The organism is Flavivirga spongiicola (assembly GCF_030540825.1).
In the GTDB taxonomy this organism is placed as follows: Bacteria; Bacteroidota; Bacteroidia; order Flavobacteriales; family Flavobacteriaceae; genus Flavivirga; species Flavivirga spongiicola.
In genome coordinates this window covers 1,743,381-1,764,883 of record NZ_JAUOEO010000001.1, presented here as the reverse complement: position 1 = coordinate 1,764,883, position 21,503 = coordinate 1,743,381, and the positions used below count along the sequence as shown (strand labels likewise).

The 21,503-nt window shown below is 34.1% G+C and carries 11 protein-coding genes; 8 read left to right on the top strand and 3 right to left on the bottom strand.

Annotated features, from left to right (window positions below):
- Nucleotides 1–59: 59 nt before the first annotated feature.
- Nucleotides 60–1,712 (bottom strand): DUF4270 domain-containing protein, encoded by a 1,653-nt coding sequence (locus tag Q4Q47_RS06865; protein ID WP_303305910.1) that lies wholly within the window; start codon nucleotides 1,710–1,712, stop codon nucleotides 60–62.
- Nucleotides 1,713–1,737: 25 nt separating this feature from the next.
- Nucleotides 1,738–2,547, bottom strand: coding sequence for a glycogen/starch synthase (locus Q4Q47_RS06860; RefSeq protein WP_303305909.1), 810 nt, complete (start codon nucleotides 2,545–2,547; stop codon nucleotides 1,738–1,740).
- 198 nt (nucleotides 2,548–2,745) lie between these two features.
- On the opposite strand from Q4Q47_RS06860, the gene panC reads away from it, so the two are divergent.
- The 7 genes from panC to Q4Q47_RS06825 all read left to right on the top strand — a co-directional run bounded on the left by panC (nucleotide 2,746) and on the right by Q4Q47_RS06825 (nucleotide 16,153).
- Complete coding sequence (gene panC / locus Q4Q47_RS06855) at nucleotides 2,746–3,597, top strand: pantoate--beta-alanine ligase (protein ID WP_303305908.1); 852 nt, start codon at nucleotides 2,746–2,748, stop codon at nucleotides 3,595–3,597.
- A 13-nt stretch (nucleotides 3,598–3,610) separates the two neighbouring features.
- Nucleotides 3,611–3,961, top strand: coding sequence for an aspartate 1-decarboxylase (panD, locus tag Q4Q47_RS06850; protein WP_303305907.1), 351 nt, complete (start codon nucleotides 3,611–3,613; stop codon nucleotides 3,959–3,961).
- Between the two features lie 3 nt (nucleotides 3,962–3,964).
- A complete protein-coding gene (locus Q4Q47_RS06845; RefSeq protein WP_303305906.1) occupies nucleotides 3,965–4,924 on the top strand; it encodes a lysylphosphatidylglycerol synthase transmembrane domain-containing protein in 960 nt (319 codons plus the stop codon).
- Nucleotides 4,925–5,022: 98 nt separating this feature from the next.
- Nucleotides 5,023–6,171 (top strand): alpha/beta hydrolase, encoded by a 1,149-nt coding sequence (locus Q4Q47_RS06840; protein ID WP_303305905.1) that lies wholly within the window; start codon nucleotides 5,023–5,025, stop codon nucleotides 6,169–6,171.
- A 44-nt stretch (nucleotides 6,172–6,215) separates the two neighbouring features.
- Nucleotides 6,216–7,574 (top strand): DNA repair protein RadA, encoded by a 1,359-nt coding sequence (gene radA, locus Q4Q47_RS06835; RefSeq protein ID WP_303305904.1) that lies wholly within the window; start codon nucleotides 6,216–6,218, stop codon nucleotides 7,572–7,574.
- Between the two features lie 365 nt (nucleotides 7,575–7,939).
- Nucleotides 7,940–11,686 carry a LamG domain-containing protein gene (locus tag Q4Q47_RS06830; protein WP_303305903.1) on the top strand — a complete coding sequence of 1,249 codons (3,747 nt, stop codon included), beginning with the start codon at nucleotides 7,940–7,942 and terminating at the stop codon, nucleotides 11,684–11,686.
- Between the two features lie 552 nt (nucleotides 11,687–12,238).
- Complete coding sequence (locus Q4Q47_RS06825; protein ID WP_303305902.1) at nucleotides 12,239–16,153, top strand: LamG-like jellyroll fold domain-containing protein; 3,915 nt, start codon at nucleotides 12,239–12,241, stop codon at nucleotides 16,151–16,153.
- Nucleotides 16,154–16,241: 88 nt separating this feature from the next.
- Here Q4Q47_RS06825 and Q4Q47_RS06820 read toward each other — a convergent pair whose 3' ends face one another.
- Nucleotides 16,242–17,399, bottom strand: a complete 1,158-nt coding sequence (locus Q4Q47_RS06820) for a T9SS type A sorting domain-containing protein (RefSeq protein ID WP_303305901.1) — start codon at nucleotides 17,397–17,399, stop codon at nucleotides 16,242–16,244.
- Nucleotides 17,400–17,688: 289 nt separating this feature from the next.
- On the opposite strand from Q4Q47_RS06820, the gene ileS reads away from it, so the two are divergent.
- Nucleotides 17,689–21,501 carry an isoleucine--tRNA ligase gene (gene ileS / locus Q4Q47_RS06815; RefSeq protein ID WP_303305900.1) on the top strand — a complete coding sequence of 1,271 codons (3,813 nt, stop codon included), beginning with the start codon at nucleotides 17,689–17,691 and terminating at the stop codon, nucleotides 21,499–21,501.
- Nucleotides 21,502–21,503: the final 2 nt, after the last annotated feature.

Here is a 21,503-nt window from a genome sequence, read left to right as displayed (position 1 = left end):
CTTATGTGTTTGTTTGCAAACAAACACATAAGTGGATTAAAATATTTTCAAAAAACTTTTTAGTTATTTTCGGGTTCTGTGAAAAACACGTTTAATTTCATTCTTCTGTCTGCTGGATCAACATTTTCATTACTTCCGTGTAAAATAGTACCCCTTGGCGCTAAAATAGCTGCTGCAGGAATTCCTGTAACATCATCATTACTACTGTTTAATATTTGAGCACTAGCTGTATTATTAACGTTAGTTGATAGTACCAAGCCTATTTTTGTATTGGTAGAGTCTCTTAATAAGATATTATTTAAATGTTCAGTAAGACGTATTTTGTATTTTTTTTGATCTGGATTACGTTGACTCAAATGAATCACTTTAGAATTGAAGGGTTCCGTTGTGTTCTCAGTTGGATCGAATGTATAATCAACAGTAGGTCTATTGTTTTTAATATCATAAGCATAAACCCTATCGTATTTATGATAGTCTTCAATATCTGTCGTTAATGATTCATCTTCATATACAACCAACTGTGCTTCATTAATAAGTTTTTTAAGTATAAAGTTTCCTGTTGTATTATCTTTTATGAATTCACCAGTATCATCGGTTTTTCTAAAATCATTTATAAAATCGTCTAAGGCATCAGGATCGTTACCAAATAAATCAATAATAGTCATAGAGCCTTCAGTACCTTTTAAATAGAGCGTTTCATCTCCTAAATCAGGGTCTCCGTCTGTGAAATTTATATCATAATTATTTATGAAAGTATTAAGTCTGTTTCCTCTAAAATTAAGAGTGTATGTAGATTGCGTTCTGGCATCATCTGCTCCTTTTGAATAGTATATAATAACGCTGGCGTCACTAGAGGCAAAATTCATTAAGACCATATTTCCTTTTGGATCCACAAGGTTTTCAGGTTCTGCTTTAAAATATAGGCCTCTAAAATAATCATAAAAATTACTAGAGTTGCTCAATTCAGGTTGCCCTTCGTGATCTATAATGGCAGATTTCCAAAACGATTCATTAAGATGTATTCTTAAGGCAGGAACAGACCTTGTCGTAACGGCATCCTCACCTTCACCAACGGTTGTTTTAATAGCATCTCCGCTGGGAATAAACGTAATATCCTTTACTATGTCACCTACGTGGTCATCAAAATTTATAGTATTATTTTCGGTAAGCGCAAAATTATCGGTTGTACCATTATCAGCTTTAGAAAAATAATTTTGAGGCCTATTAGTTGAATTTGGATTAAAGTTTCTTAAGAAATAATTATTATGATAAATAGTTAATTTAATTTTTGCCTCAGAATCACCATACAAAGAATCTTTAATAGAATATGTTGTATTGCCATTATCAGAACCAGTAACCTTGCTAACATAAGGAACACTTAAAATAACGGAATCAATAACAGGGTTGTCACCAAAATCAGGATTAAATGCCGTAGGAATTACTTGGGCTACTATACTAGCAGTGGTTTGACCAAATTCTGGATCATCAAAAAAACCAAGTAAACTAAATCCTAAATTATTAATTTGTAAAGCACTAAGTTTTTTGTTGTATGCAGATATAGGAAGGCTTATCTGATTTGTACCAAAGTTTGCATTTCCTTTTCCTAAAACATCACTTTCTAAAACGCTAAAATCTTTATCACATGCGATAAAAGATGAAATAATTAGTAGAAAAACAATAGGGAATTTAAGGGCATTAATCGTCTTTTTCATATATATGTTGAATGAATATATTGGGTTAACTTAAAACGCTAGTATTAAAAAATGTTGTGTAAGCTTCACCAAATTCATCTTTATTTTTGTATTCTAAAACAGGTTTGTTAGATGCTTCTAAATAGGATTTTAAATCTTCAGGTATGCTTTCTGATCCCACGATTAGTGCATCAGAATAATCAACAGCAACTTTCATTAAGTTATTATATGTTGGTTCTTCAAGCACACTAACAGCATCTTCATTTATGTTGTCAAATTTAATCTTATTAAGCATATCTTTATTTAAGGTATTGTTAAAACTTTGATTATAAATCGAAGTAACAATTTTGCTTTCGTTAAATAAAGGCTCATCTTTATAATATTCTTTCAAGTATAAAGGCAATAATGATGCCAGCCAGCCATGAACATGAATAATATCTGGAGACCAATTTAATTTCTTAACGGTTTCAATAACACCTTTTGCAAAGAAAATAGCACGTTCATCATTATCTGAAAATAATTTGCCAGCTTCATCAGTCAACGTTGCTTTTCTTTTGAAGTATTCATCATTATCAATAAAGTAGACTTGTATGCGTTCTTTAGGAATGGACGCGACTTTAATAATAAGAGGCATGTCTAAATCATTTATCACCAAGTTTATACCAGATAATCTGATAACTTCATGTAGTTGATGTCTGCGTTCATTTATATTGCCGTATCGAGGCATGAATATTCTTATCTGACCACCTTGTTGATTCACCAATCTAGGTGCTTCAAAAGACATGGAAGAGATTTCGGTTTCTGGTAAATAAGGAACTACTTCAGATGATACATATAATATCCTCTTATCTTTCATATGTTTGTTTTTGTTGACTTTTTATGGTCGTATATAACTAGCAATTAAGGGTCTTTTTTTAAAGAGAAATTTTGTAAAGCTTGTTTTTTTGATGGTCTCGCTTTTAAAAAATCAAAATAAAAACACGCAAAAATACAAAATTTTATGCAAATTGGTTGTAAAATCTTAAGTTTGCACGCGTTAATTTTTTATTAAAAAGTGGAATTTTACTCAGATAAACAACAAATTACGACAGCTATTGGTGTTTTAAAAACGAAACGGTTAACATTAGGGTTGGTCCCTACTATGGGAGCTTTACATGAAGGACATTTACAATTGGTAAAGAAAGCTTTGGATAATAATGACAAAGTGGTTGTTAGCATTTTTGTTAATCCTACACAGTTTGATAATCACGAAGACTTGGAAAAATACCCAAGAACACTTAAGAATGATCTGGACTTGCTTAAAACTGTTAGCAAAGAGGATATCATAGTTTATGCACCTACAGTTGATGATATTTACGAAGGAAAAACGGTTTCCCAAAGTTTTGATTTTGAGGGGTTAGAATTTGAAATGGAAGGTAAATTTCGTGATGGACATTTTGATGGAGTAGGTACTGTTGTTAAACGTTTTTTCGATATTGTGAAACCCCATAATGCGTATTTTGGAGAGAAAGATTTTCAACAATTGCAGATTATAAAAAAACTAGTTGAAAAAGCTCGTATTCCGGTTAATGTCGTTGGCTGTAAAATACATCGTGAGGCTAGTGGTTTAGCAATGAGTTCGCGTAATACACGACTAAAACCAGCGTATAAAAAAGTGGTCCCTTTTATTTATGAAACTTTAACAACTGCCAAAAAGCATTTTGGCACAAATAGTGCTAATAAAGTATTGAAATGGGTTGAAAATCAGTTTACAAAACATGATTTATTAGAGTTGGAATATTTTATTATCGCTGATGTTAAAACTTTAAAACCGGTTAAACGAAAATCAAACAAAAAATCATATAGAGCGTTTATAGCAGTATATGCAGATGATATTAGACTTATTGATAATATCGCACTAAATTAATTATCTTTGCCACATGCAAATTCAAGTAGTAAAATCTAAAATTCACAGAGTAAAATGCACAGGTGCAGAACTCAATTATATAGGTAGTATCACTATTGATGAAGACTTAATGGAAGCTGCCAATATTATACAAGGTGAAAAAGTTCAAATTGTTAATAACGATAATGGAGAGCGTTTAGAAACTTATTGTATTCCCGGGCCGCGTAAAAGTGGAGAAATTACCCTTAACGGAGCAGCCGCTAGAAAAGTTTCGGTTGGTGATACATTAATTTTAATTACTTATGCCTTTATGGATATTGAAGTAGCTAAAGGTTTTAAGCCCTCATTAGTTTTTCCAGATGAGGCTACAAACTTATTAAAATAAATTTTGAATAATACAGCAAAAAAGGCTTTAAAAATTTCAATTCCGCTTTTATTGGCCATAGGATTTGGATGGTATATGTTTTCTAAGATACCAATATCTACAATTGTTCCTTATTTTAAAAGTGCTAATTATTGGTGGGTGTTATTGGGGATCTTTTTTGGCTTGTTAAGTCATCTATCAAGAGCTTATAGATGGCAGTACCTCTTAGAGCCAATGGGCTATAAAGTAAAATTGCCCAATAGTATTATGGCTGTATTTATTACATATCTAGCTAATTACGGAATTCCAAGATCGGGAGAAGTTTTAAGGGCAGCTGTTTTAACTAATTATGAAGATGTTCCATTTGAAAAAGGGTTTGGAACGATAGTAGCAGAACGTATAGCAGATTTAATAGTTATGCTTGGTATTATAGTTGTAACACTAGTTCTTCAATTTGACTTTATTTTTCAACTTTTGGAGAAATCAATCCCATCGGCAAAATTAATTTTGTACGCAATTTTGGCCATTTTATTTTTTGGAATTTTGTTTTTTTATATAAGACAAAGTCAATCAAAAATAGCATTAAAGATTAAAACCTTTTTGATTGGATTGAAAGAAGGTCTTTTGAGTATTTTTAAAATGAAAAACAAATGGCCTTTTATTCTTCATACATTATTTATATGGGGTATGTATGTCCTTATGTTTTATGTTACAACATTTGCCGTTGAAGATTTGCATGGAATTTCATTAGGAGCCGTAGTTATTGCGTTTATTGCAGCTAGTTTTACAATTGCTGCAACAAATGGAGGGGTGTTTTTCTATCCAGCGGCTGTTTTAGGAGCTTTATTGTTATTTGGATTACCCAAAGATCCTAGTTATGCTTTTGGTTGGATTATATGGTCGTCTCAAACTCTTATGATTTTTATTTTGGGAGTCTTGTCCTTTATTTTTTTACCCATTTACAATAGAAAAAGATCAAAATAGAAGTTTAAAAAATTCTGTGGAGGCTGCAAAACTTTGCTTTTAATCTCTCCCATTATTTATTACCTTGCCAATATCAAATTTCTAATCATTTATTCAAAATGAAGCAAATATTTTACGTTTTACTGTTTGTAGTATCTACCCATTTAACTGAAGCTCAAGTTAAATATGAAGCTATTGAATCTTCAAAATTAGGAGAGTCTAGAGAGCTTAAAATACAATTACCCCGAGGTTATAATAGTAATGAGGATAAAAATTACCCATTATTTATTGTATTTGATGGCGATTATCTATTCGAGGCTGTTACTGGAAATGTAGATTACTATTCCTATTGGGAAGATATGCCAGAATCTATTATTGTAGGGATTAATCAGGTTGAGAAACGATTTGATGATTGCCTGTATTCTGAACAAAACTCTTTACCAATTGATACTGGATCAAGCTTCTTTGAGTTTATTGGGATGGAGCTTATTCCATATATAGAAAAAACATATAGAACGACTCCTTTTAGAGTAGTTGTAGGTCATGGAGAAACAGCTAATTTTATTAATTATTTTTTATTAAAACCTAAGCCATTGTTTCAGGGTTATATTGCGGTTAGTCCGGAATTAGCTCCGAATATGATAGATTACCTTCCAGAGCGATTGGCTAATTTGGAGTCTAAATTATTCTATTATTTAGCAAATACTAAAAATGATCCAAACTCTATAAAAGGAATGACCGAAGCTTTAAATAAAGATATTTCTGCTATAGAGAATGAGAACTTAAATTATAGTTTTAATAGTTTTGAAACGCCCTCTTATTACTCGGCACCTTTACATGCGCTACCGAATGCCATTGAAAATATTTTTAGAGTATTTCAGCCTATTAGTAAAAAGGAATATAAAGAGACCATACTTGAATTAGAAAATTCTCCGGTAGAATATTTGGTTGAAAAATATCAAACTATTAACGGTTTATTTGGTCTTGAAAAGCAAATTCTAATTAATGATTTTAAAGCTATTTCGGCAGCCATTGAAAAAACCGAACAATATGAATATTATGAGGCGTTAGGTAAAATGGCTCGAGATCAATATCCGAAAACACTCTTAGGAGGGTATTATTTAGCACGTTTTTATGAAGAAATGGGTGAACCGAAAAAGGCAATGCGTACCTATGAAACGGCTTTTACTTTAAAAGAAATTGCCGGTATCACAAAAGACTTACTGATTGAGAAAGTAAATTTAATTAAAGAAGATTTTGGTTATTAATAATGACATTTCAAATCTCAATTTCTAAATTCCAAAAGGGTTAAATGGTAAAGGTGAAAACGACTTTTTTTTGTCAAAACTGTGGTACACAATATGCGAAATGGCAAGGACAATGCAATGCCTGTAAAGAGTGGAATACAATAGTTGAAGAGGTTATTCAAAAACCAGAAAAGAGTGATTGGAAGTCTCCAACATCTGCTGTAAAAAAAACAGCCGTTCCATTACGAATTAAAGATATAGATCTTTCTAAAGAACCACGACTTAATACATTCGATGGAGAGTTTAATCGCGTATTAGGGGGAGGTATAGTGCCTGGGTCATTAACATTATTAGGTGGTGAGCCTGGAATTGGGAAAAGTACTTTATTATTACAAATTTCATTAAAACTTCCTTATAAAACCTTATATGTTTCTGGTGAAGAAAGCCAGAAACAAATAAAAATGAGAGCAGAGCGTATTAACCCTAATAATAATCATTGTTATATATTAACTGAAACTAAAACACAAAATATATTCAAACAAATAGAAGCTTTAGAGCCCGATATTGTTATTATTGATTCTATTCAAACACTTCATAGTGATTATATAGAATCTTCTTCAGGAAGTATTTCTCAGATAAAAGAATGTACTACAGAGCTTATAAAGTTTGCTAAAGAAACAGCAACACCCGTTTTGTTGATCGGTCATATTACTAAAGATGGACATATTGCAGGACCCAAAATATTGGAACATATGGTGGATACCGTGTTGCAATTTGAAGGAGATCGTAATCACGTATTTAGAATTTTAAGAGCTAATAAAAATCGTTTTGGATCTACTAATGAATTGGGCATATACGAAATGCAAGGCTCTGGACTTCGAGAGGTTTCTAATCCATCAGAGATTTTAATCTCTAAAAAAGATGAAGAATTGTCTGGAAATGCTATAGCAGCAACCTTAGAAGGCATGCGTCCATTAATGATAGAAGTACAAGCTTTAGTGAGTACTGCAGTTTATGGAACGCCACAACGGAGTGCCACTGGTTTTAATGCAAAACGCCTCAATATGTTATTAGCTGTATTAGAAAAACGTGCTGGGTTTAGATTGGGAGCTAAGGATGTGTTTTTAAATATTACAGGAGGTATTACGGTTGACGATCCAGCTATCGATTTGGCTGTTGTGGCTGCTATACTATCCTCTAGCGAGGATATGGCATTGCAGAAGGATTTTTGCTTTGCTGCTGAGGTTGGCTTGTCTGGAGAAATTCGCCCTGTTCAACGTGTGGAGCAGCGTATTTTAGAAGCCGAAAAATTAGGATTCTCCACCATTTTTGTGTCCAAATACAATAAAATTTCTTTAAAAAACACGGTCATTAAAATTCAACTCATTTCTAAAATTGAAGATTTGGTTGACAGTATAATCTGATTTTTTGACAACGATTTTTCAAATTTAAATCGGGTATCAAAAGAAAAATAGAACACTTTACTTGTTTTTTTAATATAATCTACTGATAACTAGGTGTTTTGCATGTGATTTAATTGGTGTATTCTAAAAGATGTTATGGTTTTTGTCGGTTTTATTTGCGTTTAATCGATAAAAAATACAGTTTTTTCTTTGATTTTTGATAATGTTGTAGTACTATTGCTACGTTCAATCTTGAAAGTAATATAGTTTCAAGGGTGAAATAAATTTCCCTCAAAATTTTTATTACAGTTAATCCATTTTACTAAAAGTACGGTTTGCAGTATTAAATTAAAATAGAGCTTTAAATCTATTAAAAAATTTAACCTATGAAAAAAAGGCTGCTTTATAAAGTGCTATTTGTAATCGTATTGTTTACGGTAAATACTAGTATGGCGCAAGATACAGATGGAGATGGAATTCAAGATTCAGTTGATGTAGATGATGATAATGATGGGATTCTAGACGCTATAGAATGTGGTGTGGTATATTGTGCTGAAAATGCAATAAATGGAAGTTTTGAGGAGCCATCTGTTAATACGGGGACATGGCTCTTATTTCACGAAAATGATGTGCCCGGTTGGAAAACGACAGCTGCGGATAAGCAAATAGAATTATGGTATAGCGGCTTTTTAGGTACTCCAGCTAGCCATGGTAACCAATTGGCAGAGCTTAATGCTAACCAAACAGCAGCATTATACCAAGAATTGTGTATTTCTGGAGGATCAAAAGTTCAATGGTCGGTTAAACATAGAGGAAGAGACGGAAGTGATGTAGCTCAAGTAAGGATTGGTGCAGATTTAGCATCAGCTTCCATAGTAGAAACCATGTCTAATGATAATACGGCCTGGGGAACCCACACCGGTATTTATGACGTGCCAGATGGACAAGACACAACCTTCTTTATTATCGAAGCAGTAAGTACCTCATCAGGTTCAATTAGTGTTGGTAATTTGATTGATGATTTTAGTATTGCTATTGTAGAAGAACCGTCTTGTAATGTAAATTCTGATGGAGATGGTTTTGAAGATAAGATAGATATAGATAGCGATAATGACGGAATCCCGGATAATGTTGAAGCACAAACAACTTTAGGGTATTTGCTTCCAAGTGGGGTGGTTAATACTTCTGGTCCTTATATTGGATTATGGGACAACTATGGAACAGGTTTAATACCTGTGGATACAGATTCTGATGGAGTTCCAGATTATAAAGATTTAAATAGTGATAATGATGACTATAATGATATCGAGGAAAATGGAATGGCAAACTCTAGTACGGCTGCCGACGTGGATGATGATGGGCTAATTAATCCTTTTGAAACAAATGGTGTTAACGACAGTAGTTGGGATGTTAATGAAGATATTGAAGATCCCACTGATTTATCTATACTTCCGGATTCTGATTCCAATTTGAATTCAGGTGGTGACTTGGATTATCGGGATATTCCCGCAGTTATTTACCCAACATCGGCTTCTGTGGATTTTGACGGGGTGGATGATTTTTTGAGTGGGAATAGCATTTTGAATGGTTTAGGTGAAGTCACTATTATGGCATGGATAAAGATTGATACAGCAAATACTGGTGTCCCAAAAGCAACAATAGCAGGTGAGGATACAGCTTGTAGACTATTTATAAAAAACGGAAATGAAGTTTTTTTTAGCATAAAAACATCAGCAGATATTTCAAAGAGCATTAGTGGAGGTGAAATCAATTATGATGAGTGGCATCATGTTACCGGAATTTTTTCTAGTATCACTGGTGAGCAAATAATTTATATTGATGGCGAACAGATTAAAAGAGATGTTAATAATAATCAAATTGGAGCGAATATTTTAACTACAAATAAATGGACGGGGAACTTTGAAGTTGGTCGAATTTCAAAATCAATTTCAAATAGGCAGTATTTTAACGGAGAGATTGACGAGATAAGAGTTTTTAATAAGGCTATAACAGAATCTCAAGTCCAGGGCATGATATATCAGGAAATTGAAAATAACTCCGGAAATGTTAGAGGTGCTATTGTCATAAAAGACATTGAAGACATAGCCACAAGTGCAACAATACCATGGACTAACTTGATTGCATACTACCCTATGACTGAAATTAATTCGAATCAAGTATTGGATTACTCTCAAAATGATAATACCATCATAATGAATAATATAACTACCGTTCAGGAGCAAACAACGCCGTTGCCTTATGTAACTTTTAGTAATGGAGATTGGACTGATCAGGATACTTGGCTGCATGGCGATGTTTGGGATATAGAGAATATAGCTCAAGACAAAGATTGGTATATCGTAAAAATTTCTAATGACATAAAAATTTCAAGTTCGCTTAATACATTAGGTCTAATTATAGATGATGGAAGTACACTAACTGTAACTGGAGATCATTTAATACGAAACACATGGTATTTAGAGTTAAATGGAACACTTAACTTAGAAGATGACTGCCAGTTAATTCAAACTGTAAACAGTGATCTGGTTACCTCGGCGACAGGCAAGCTTTTAAGGCGCCAAGAAGGAACCTCTAATGTATATAGGTACAACTATTGGTCTTCGCCAGTAGGAGCCACAGGCATTACAAACTTAACAGATAATAATGCATCAACAAATAACACTAATAATACACCATTTAACTTAAATATGATAAAAGATGAATCCGGAGTTAATTTGTCCTTTACTTCTGCCTATGATGAAGCTGGAAAAATTAGTACGTATTGGATTTATACTTACAAAAATGCTTTGACGTATTGGGATTGGGCATTTCATTCACCAAGTACGCCATTGGAACCGGGAGTTGGTTACACACAAAAAGGTACAGGGAATGCCGGTATAAAGCAACAATATATTTTTGAAGGGAAACCAAATAATGGTACTATATTAATAAATGTTACCGATAAAGGTGGCCCAGGGTCTGTTTCGCAGGTATCCAAAACGGAGTATCTATTAGGGAACCCGTACCCATCGGCCTTGGACATCCATAAATTCATTGATGACAATGCAGGGGTAATAGATGGTACGTTACAATTATGGCAACAATGGGCTGGAGATTCACATCATCTTAATGAGTACAAAGGCGGCTACGCGCAAGTAAATAAATTGGGATCTACAAGAGCCTACCAATTTGTAGGCATATATGGAGCACATAACGGTTCCCAGGACGGGACTGTAACGCCTTCAAGATACCTTCCGGTTGGTCAGGGGTTTGTTACGGAGATTATAGCAGATGGAGATGTAGAGTTTAATAACAGCCAGCGAATATTTATAAAAGAATCCGATGCAGATGGAACCTATAATAATGGGTCATCGTTCCTGAAATCGAGTAATACAAAATCTAAAAAAGGTAACACTTCTAAAGAAAGTAAAGAGAATAATGTTATGCAGAAAATCCGGTTAGAATTTAATTCGATTGTGGGACCCAAGACCCGAAGAGAATTACTTTTAGGCTTTAGCGAAACCACCACAGATGGTTTTGATTACGGCTATGATGCAGAATGTGACGAGTCCAATAACAACGATTTTAATTTAGGTTTAGAGGGCAAGAATATGAATATGCAAGCCTATAGCCCAATTACAGAAGATAAGGCCATACCGTTAAACTTTAAATCTTCAGGAGATAATACGTTTGAGATTAAGATAACAGAAACGGAGAATTTAGAAGAAGGGCAAGAAGTTTATCTAAGGGACAACCTAACAGGTACTTATTTTGATTTAAGAAGTGGCTCAGCATACGAGTTTCAATCGGAGGCAGGAAAGTTTAATACCAGATTTGAGATGGTTTTCCAAAATGAAGCTAAAACTTTGAGTGCAGAAGAGGCGACATTTACAGAGAATTATATTTATTATCAGAATAAGACCAATACACTGTTTGCTAAAAAGTTGAATAGCCAGGTCAAAAAACTGGCCTTAATCAATATGAGGGGTCAAACCGTTTTAGAAGTTGAAAATGTACCAACAGAAAGTTTAGAGAATGGTTTTAGATTTGATAATATATCAACGGGAGCCTATATAATATGTTTAAGAACGGAAATGAATGAGGTGCTCACCAAAAAGATTGTTTTTAATTAATTTAGTTTTTTTCATAATAGTGTAAAGAGGCTGAATTCTTTGAGTTTTAACTTAGAATTTAGCCTCTTTTTAATCCAGAAGAAAGATCATTCAAACTATGGTCAGTAATTATAATGATGTTGTTTTGAGTAGATTCTAATTAAACAACTGTGCCTTTTTCTTAAATAGAATCCCTAGTTTTATTTGGTTTAATTTTTTGTAATTAAATTGTCTTTTGAAAATCAAAATATACGTTTTGTCGTAAAAAAAATACATTTTGTCTGGTTTTTATTAGTTTTTATCGAATATTTAAATTAATATTGTAGTGTATTTAATACGAATTGTAAGATTAATGGTTTTAGACCAATAATCTTATTAATTAACATATTCTTCCCTCAAGTTTAATCGTCATTTTAATACAAATAATGATACAATATATTAATGTAAGGTGTGTAAATGATATGCATTTCATCGATTTTATTGTATTTGATAGAAAAATTTGAGTTTTTTAACGAAAAAAATATGTAACTATCTGGATATAAGATAATTTCGATTTACCCAAATCTATTAATTATGAAAGCGAAACTACTTTTTGGCCTGTTTATGGCTTTATTTGTGTTTAATTTTTCTTTTGCACAAGATTCAGATGGAGACGGCATACCAGATTCAATTGATATAGATGATGATAATGATGGTATTATAGATACTTACGAATGTTCGGCATCTATTCAATTTAACAATGCGGCATTATTAACAGCTACAGACTTAAGTGATGTAAAAGCCGGGGAAAAAGTAGTGTATTCTAATGCACTACTTTTTCAAAATCAATATTATGATATTGTTCTTACGGTTATTACTATTAATGGTTCATATACAGTTAATTGTAACAATGAATTAAGGGTGAGTACATTTGATTCCAGTAATGATGATTATGTAACATTTTCGTTTGATTTGGTGGAAGCGGGAAGTGCAATACCTGCAGACCCTGTGGGAGTGCCCGCTGTTTTATATGATATTATTTTGGAGCTGAGAGATATTGATACCTCATATGGTTGGGATTTTACTGAAATGGTTGGGTTTAACCCCTCTACAGTAACATCAACCGTAACCCCATACTTAAATGCTACAACAAATTTAGAGCAAGCAGGATTTATCAACGGACCAGACCCAGTGGGTTATACTTTATATAGATTAGATCCTACCCTTGTTGCTCCAAATACAGATTGGGTATACGAACCAGATGATGGAGGGACGCATGGTGATGATCCAGATTTCTATTTAAATATGGAGTTTGATAAGTTTTCTCATGTTGATTTATTGTTTGGAGCTACGGGTTCTGATGATGACACTTGGATAAGGTTAACAAATTTTGGGGTAAGTTCTAAATGTGATTTTGATGATGATCTTGTTTCAGATACGGTAGATATTGATAGTGATAATGATGGTATCCCTGATAATGTTGAAGCACAACCTACCATAGGATATATCCCTCCTAGTAATGTTAGTGGTAGTATTACAGATGCTAACAGTAATGGATTGGATGATGTTTATGAATCAGCTATGGGAGGAACCGATTTAAATCAAATAGAAGACACAGATGGAGATGGCTTAAAAGATTATTTAGATAGTGATACAGATAACGATGGCACACCGGATATTCAAGAAAATGGACAGGCAAATACCATTAATAATATTGATATTGATAGTGATGGATTAGATGATAATCTGGATGCTGTAACGGGCTTTCTGGATGTTAATGATGAAGTTTCCACTGGTGATATTGCAGACCTTACCTCTTCTTTTGGTGATGTTGATAGCGATGCTACTTTGGGTGGTGATCTGGATTATAGAGATTTATTTGATATCAACCCACCACCAATAGCTTCTATAGATTTTGATGGAGTAGATGATTATTTATCCAGAGCATCTTTTATAGATGGTTTGGATGATGTAACTATCATGGCCTGGATAAAATCTGATTCGGGGAATTCGACCAATATGACTATAGTCGGAGAGGATACGGGTTGTAAGCTATGGTTGCAAAATGGGAATACCCCATCATTTACAACTAAAACCTCAGGGAACTCTGAAGAAACTATAAGTTGCAGTGCTATTAATTTTGATGAATGGCATCACTTAACAGCAACTTATACGAGTTCAACAGGGGTAATGCAACTTTTTGTTGATGGCGAACTATTGACTTCGACAACCGTTGCAAGTACTGGAGCAGCTATTGAGAATACAGATGATTCTAACGGGAATTTTGAAATTGGGAGGTTCTCAAATGAAATAGTAAGCAATAAAGAATATTATAAAGGAGATATTGATGAGGTAAGAGTATTTGATATTGTATTAACGACAGAGCAAATTAAAAAAATGGTATACCAGGAAATAGAAAACAATTCTGGGAATACGATAGGTGCCATTGTAGGAAAAGATATTGAAGATACAGCTACGAGTAGTGCCGTGTCTTGGGCAAATTTGATAGCCTATTACCCCATGACAGATATTAAAAAAGGAACGACCTCTGATTATTCAAGTTATGATAAGGAATTGTATATAAACTATATTACGACCATTCAAGATCAAACGGCTCCAATGCCATATGTTTCTTCAAACAATGGTGATTGGACGACACAATCTACATGGCAACATGGAGATGTTTGGGATATTGAAAATACAGCAACCAATAAAGATTGGAGTATTATCAAAATAGCAAGCGATGTTTCAGCTTGTCATTCCATTAATACAGCCGGTTTAGTAATTGATACGGGATATACTTTTACGGTTCACAGCGAAAACCTTATCGAAAACTCTTGGTATTTAGAGTTAAATGGAACACTTAATTTAGAAGATGATTGCCAGTTAATTCAAACTGTAAACAGTGATCTGGTTACCTCGGTGACAGGTAAGCTTTTAAGGCGCCAAGAAGGAACCTCTAATGTATATAGGTACAACTATTGGTCCTCGCCAGTGGGAACTATGGGTGTTACAGGTTTAACGGATAATAATGCCTCAACAAATAACGCTAATAATACACCATTTAACTTAAATATGATAAAAGATGAATCCGGGGTTAATTTGTCCTTTACCTCTGCCTATGATGAAGCTGGAAAAATTAGTACGTATTGGATCTATACTTACAAAAATGCTTTGACGTATTGGGATTGGGCATTTCATTCACCTAGCGCACCGTTGGAACCGGGAGTTGGTTACACGCAGAAAGGCATAGGGAATGCAGGTATAGAGCAGCAATATATTTTTGAGGGGAAGCCAAATAATGGCACCATACTAATAAACGTTACCGATAAAGGTGGCCCGGGGTCAGTTTCACAAGTATCCAAAACGGAGTATCTATTAGGGAACCCGTACCCATCGGCCTTGGACATCCATAAATTCATTGATGACAATGCAGGGGTAATAGATGGTACGTTACAATTATGGCAACAATGGGCAGGAGATTCGCATCATCTTGATCAGTACAAAGGTGGCTATGCGCAAGTAAATAAACTGGGATCGGTAAGAGCCTATCAATTTGTAGGTTTATATGGAGCACATAACGGTTCCCAGGACGGGACCATAACGCCTTCAAGATACCTTCCGGTTGGTCAGGGGTTTGTTACGGAGATTATAGCAGATGGAGATGTAGAGTTTAATAACAGCCAGCGAATATTTATAAAAGAATCCGATGCAGATGGAACTTATAATAATGGATCGTCCTTCTTTAAATCGAGCAATACAAAATCTAAGAAAAGCAGCAGTGCAAAACAAAGCGATGGAGAAGGTGATAGCAATGGTATGCAGAAAATCCGGTTAGAATTTAATTCGATTGTGGGACCCAAGACCCGAAGAGAATTACTTTTAGGCTTTAGCGAAACCACCACAGATGGTTTTGATTACGGCTATGATGCAGAATGTGACGAGTCCAATAACAACGATTTTAATTTAGGTTTAGAGGGCAAGAATATGAATATGCAAGCCTATAGCCCAATTACAGAAGATAAGGCCATACCGTTAAACTTTAAATCTTCAGGAGATAATACGTTTGAGATTAAGATAACAGAAACGGAGAATTTAGAAGAAGGGCAAGAAGTTTATCTAAGGGACAACCTAACAGGTACTTATTTTGATTTAAGAAGTGGCTCAGCATACGAGTTTCAATCGGAGGCAGGAAAGTTTAATACCAGATTTGAGATGGTTTTCCAAAATGAAGCTAAAACTTTGAGTGCAGAAGAGGCGACATTTACAGAGAATTATATTTATTATCAGAATAAGACCAATACACTGTTTGCTAAAAAGTTGAATAGCCAGGTCAAAAAACTGGCCTTAATCAATATGAGGGGTCAAACCGTTTTAGAAGTTGAAAATGTACCAACAGAAAGTTTAGAGAATGGTTTTAGATTTGATAATATATCAACGGGAGCCTATATAATATGTTTAAGAACGGAAATGAATGAGGTGCTCACCAAAAAGATTGTTTTTAATTAATTTAGTTTTCATAAAAAATAGAAAAAGAGGTCGTCCAGATAATTTTGGACAATCTCTTTTTCTTTTTAAACGTCATTTTTATATCATTTTATTTAATCACTATTTTCTTAGTCGCTTTACCTTTATTAGTTATAACTTCAACATAATAAAGACCAACAGATAAACCTGATGTGTCGATAACTTTTTTTTGAGTAGTCAGTATAAATTGACCTAAATTATTATAGATAGAGATTTTTTCTAATGTCAAGCCCTTAATTAACCCAATGGTAATTTGGTTATTTGCTGGGTTGGGATATAAGCCAAATTGAGACAATACAAAAGAATCGGATGATAATATAGCGCTTAAATTATGAGCTCGAAGATGGTCTGAATCAAAAACAGAATTAGTATTATCAAAGTCCTTAATAGTTTCGATAGGGCCTTCGGGAGGGAGGAAGAGACTAGATCCTGATTGATTCTGAGTTTTTTCACCATCAATGTTAGAGTCTATTTGTTTCCAGGTGTCTACTAATGATTCATACTTATAAACCCGTATATGTTCAGGACTTAGATTTATATCAGAACCATTAAGAGAGGTCCAAATAGCCACCATAGAGCCATCGGAAGAAAGTGATACGCTATCACCTGATCGATCAGCAGTTGCTTCACCATCAATATCATTACCTGCCTGTGTCCAAACCCCAGATGTATTCTTGTATACCTGCACATGGCCAGAATTAATACCATTGCCATCATGGCCTGGAGCACTAATAGCAACCATAGAACCATCGGATGAGAGGGATACACTATAGCCTGATTGATCACTGGCTGTTTCGCCGTCAATATCACTACCTATCTGCGTCCAAACCCCAGAAATATTCTTGTAAACCCGTACATGACCTGAATTATTAGTAGTACCATTAGGATCTTTACCATCATTTAAAGGAGCTCCAATAGCAACTACTGAACCATCAGATGAAAGGGACACACTCCAACCTGATAAATCACTATCAGCTTCGCCATAGATGTCGTTGGCTACTTGTGTCCAACTAGTTGGTGTTTTTTTATAAACCCTTACACGGCCCGAACTAACACCATTTTCATCATTATCTATTGAGCCAACAGCAGCTGTAGTACCATCAGATGAGAGTGAGATACTCCAACTTGATAGATCACTATCAGTTTCGCTATCAATATCATTGCCTATTTGTATTTGACTAATACTAAAAAAGGGTGTCAGAAAAATTAAAAGTAAAAGTTGCTTCATAAATTAACCTCTAGGGAGCTATGTCATAAGGATAGCTGATTACTATAGTTTTTTTGTAAAATTAAAGTGTTCTATAAGGGTTTTAAACACTGTTTATGGCTAAATTTATATCCCTGAAAAAGGGTATGCATATATGTTTTAATCAGAAGAAGCAGATAATTTAAACCTATAATAATTATTGTTTTGTACAAACTCTAATTGAAAAATCATGTCTTTCTTTTTTACAATAAACTAACTTCTTTTTTACCAAAATTCCTTAAATTCGCATCCTTATTAGAATAAAGAGTAAATGAGCACTAAATTTCCTGAATATAAAGGACTTGACTTGCCAAATGTAGCGAATGAGATACTACAATATTGGCAAGAAAATAACATCTTTGAAAAAAGTATTTCTACCCGAGAAGGTAAAGAACCGTATGTATTTTATGAAGGTCCGCCATCGGCAAATGGGCTTCCTGGAGTGCACCATGTTTTAGCACGTGCTATTAAAGATATTTTTCCACGGTATAAAACCATGAAGGGATACCAGGTAAAGCGCAAAGCGGGTTGGGATACTCATGGGTTACCTATTGAATTGGGAGTTGAAAAAGAATTAGGTATTACTAAGGAAGATATAGGTAAAACAATTTCTGTAGAAGACTACAATGCGGCTTGTCGTAAAGCTGTGATGCGTTATACAGATGTTTGGAATGATCTGACAGAAAAGATGGGTTATTGGGTAGATATGGACGATCCGTACATTACCTACGACCCTAAATATATGGAGAGTGTTTGGTGGTTATTAAAGCAAATTTATAATAAAACCTTGCTTTACAAAGGGTATACTATACAGCCATACTCACCTAAAGCAGGAACAGGTTTGAGTTCTCATGAGTTAAATCAACCTGGAACTTATCAGGATGTCACTGATACAACAGTAGTCGCTCAGTTTAAGGCAAATCGGGATTCATTACCTGGGTTTTTACAAAATGAAGGCGATGTTTATTTTATGGCTTGGACTACTACACCGTGGACATTACCAAGTAATACTGCGTTAACAGTTGGCCCAAAAATTGATTATGTTTTAGTTGAGACCTATAATCAATATACGTTCGAACCTATCCTTGTTGTTTTAGCTAAGAAATTAGTTAACTACCAATTTTCCGGAAAGTTCAATCAAGTTGAAGATAAATCGGAATTATTAAACTACAAATCGGGAGATAAGAAAATTCCGTTTTATGTAGTTAAAGAATTTGTAGGGAAGGATTTAGTAGGGGTTACATATGAACAATTATTGCCTTATGCATTGCCAAACGATCATCCAGAAAATGCCTTTAGAATAATTTCTGGAGATTTTGTAACTACAGAAGATGGTACAGGAATTGTACACACTGCGCCTACTTTTGGGGCAGATGATGCCTTGGTGGCAAAACAAGCCAAACCAGAAGTGCCCCCAATGTTGGTAAAAGATGAGCATGATAATTTAGTGCCACTTGTAGATTTACAAGGGCGTTTTAGACCAGAAATGGGAGAATATGCCGGGAAGTATGTAAAGAATGAATATTATAATGATGGAGAAGCACCGGAACGTTCTGTTGATGTTGAGATTGCTATTAAGTTAAAAGAAGAAAATAAAGCCTTTAAGGTTGAAAAATATAAGCACAGTTATCCAAACTGTTGGAGAACCGATAAACCAATTCTGTATTATCCATTAGATTCTTGGTTTATTAAAGTCACCGATGTTAAAGATCGTATGCACGAACTGAACAATACTATAAACTGGAAACCAAAAAGTACTGGTGAAGGGCGGTTTGGTAACTGGTTAGCTAATGCAAACGATTGGAACTTATCACGTTCACGATATTGGGGAATTCCCTTGCCAATTTGGAGAACCGAAGATGGTAAAGAAGAAATTTGTATTGGGTCTGTTGAAGAATTAAAATCTGAAATGGCTAAGGCTGTTTCAGCAGGTGTTTTAGCAAAAGATATTTTTGAAGATTTTGAGATTGGAAATAATTCTGAAGAAAACTACGCTAAGATAGATTTACATAAAAATATTGTTGATGACATCGTATTAATTTCTGCTTCAGGTCAAAAAATGTTCCGCGAAAGCGATTTAATTGACGTGTGGTTTGATTCAGGTTCTATGCCTTATGCACAATGGCATTATCCGTTTGAATTGCCTCCTAAATCCTCCAAAGGAGGACTTTCAGCAACTCCTGGATATCAAACAGCCAGAAAATCTTCGTATAAATTGCTTAAAACATTAAAGGAAGAAAGAAAGAAAAATCCAACTCAAGCGGAAATCGTACTTTGGGAATCTTTAAAGGGGAAAAAGCTTGATAATTATAAATTTAGGCGAGAACACATTATAGATGAGTTTATAGTTGATTTTGTTTGTTTGTCACAACGGTTAGTAATTGAAGTCGATGGAGGTTACCATAATAAACCAGAAGTCGTTGAAGCTGATAAATTAAGAACGGAAATTTTAGAAGATTTAGGATATAACGTCATTCGTTTTACAAATGAAGAAGTAATAGGTGATATCGATTCTGTTTTAAACAAAATAAGTAATAAATTAAAAGTCCTTCCTTTAGGGAAGGATTTAGGATGGGCTTTTCCAGCAGATTTTATTGCAGAAGGTGTTGATCAAACAAGAGGGTGGTTCTATACGTTACATGCCATCGGAACGATGGTTTTCGATTCTGTAGCTTACAAAAATGTGGTATCTAATGGATTGGTGTTAGACAAAAACGGACAGAAAATGTCGAAGCGTTTAGGGAATGCAGCCGACCCGTTTGAAACCTTAGGGAATTATGGAGCTGATGCTACGCGTTGGTATATGATTAGTAACGCAAACCCCTGGGACAATTTAAAATTCGATTTAGACGGTATTGAAGAAGTGAAACGTAAGTTCTTTGGGACACTTTATAACACGTATTCGTTCTTTACTTTATACACTAATTTGGATAAATTTAGTTATTTAGAAGCAGATATAGCTTTAGAAGAACGCCCCGAAATAGATCGTTGGATTTTGTCTGAATTGCATACATTAATAAAGAAAGTAGATGCTTTTTATGCAGATTATGAACCTACAAAAGCAGCACGTGTTATTTCAGATTTCACACAAGATTATTTAAGTAACTGGTTTGTTCGTTTAAGTAGGAGACGTTTTTGGAAAGGCGACTATGAACAAGATAAAATTTCGGCATACCAAACACTTTATACCTGTATGGTTACTATTGCTAAGTTAGGAGCTCCAATTGCACCGTTTTTTATGGATAGATTGTATTTGGATTTAAATTCGGTCACCCGGAAGGAAACATTTGAAAGTGTACATTTAGCAAACTTTCCAGTTTATAATGAAGCTTATGTCGATAAAAGTTTAGAGCGAAAAATGGAAAGTGCTCAAACAATATCATCATTAGTTTTGTCGTTAAGAGCAAAGGAAAAGATTAAAGTGCGTCAGCCACTTCAAAAAATAATGATTCCTGTTGATAGTGATCAACAAAAAGAAGAGATATTAGCTGTTTCAGAGTTAATAAAACATGAAGTTAATGTTAAAAGTGTTGAGCTTTTAGAGGAAGCTTCAGATATTTTAGTAAAGCAGATAAAGCCCAATTTTAAAGCGCTTGGACCTCGTTTTGGTAAGGAAATGAAATTAATTGCCAACACGATTAAAGCCTTTAATTCTGACGATATTAAAAAAATTGAACAAAATGGTGTTTTAGATGTTGAAATTAATGGAAAAAATATTACTTTAGAGCTTGAAGATGTAGAGATTACATCTCAAGATATTGAAGGTTGGTTGGTTGCAAACGAAGGATCGTTAACAGTGGCTCTTGATGTTACAATATCTGATGATTTACGAAAAGAAGGTATTGCGAGAGAACTTATTAATCGCATACAAAATCTACGTAAAGATTCAGGGTTTGAAGTGACAGATAGAATTGATGTAACGCTTCAAAAAGATGATCATGTTATAAATGCTGTTAATGCAAACATGACTTATATAAAAACAGAAACCTTAACCAGTGAACTTGAAATTATTGATAAATTAGATAATGGTATAGAAATTACTTTTGATGATGTAAATACCAAATTATTTATACAAAAACATTAAAA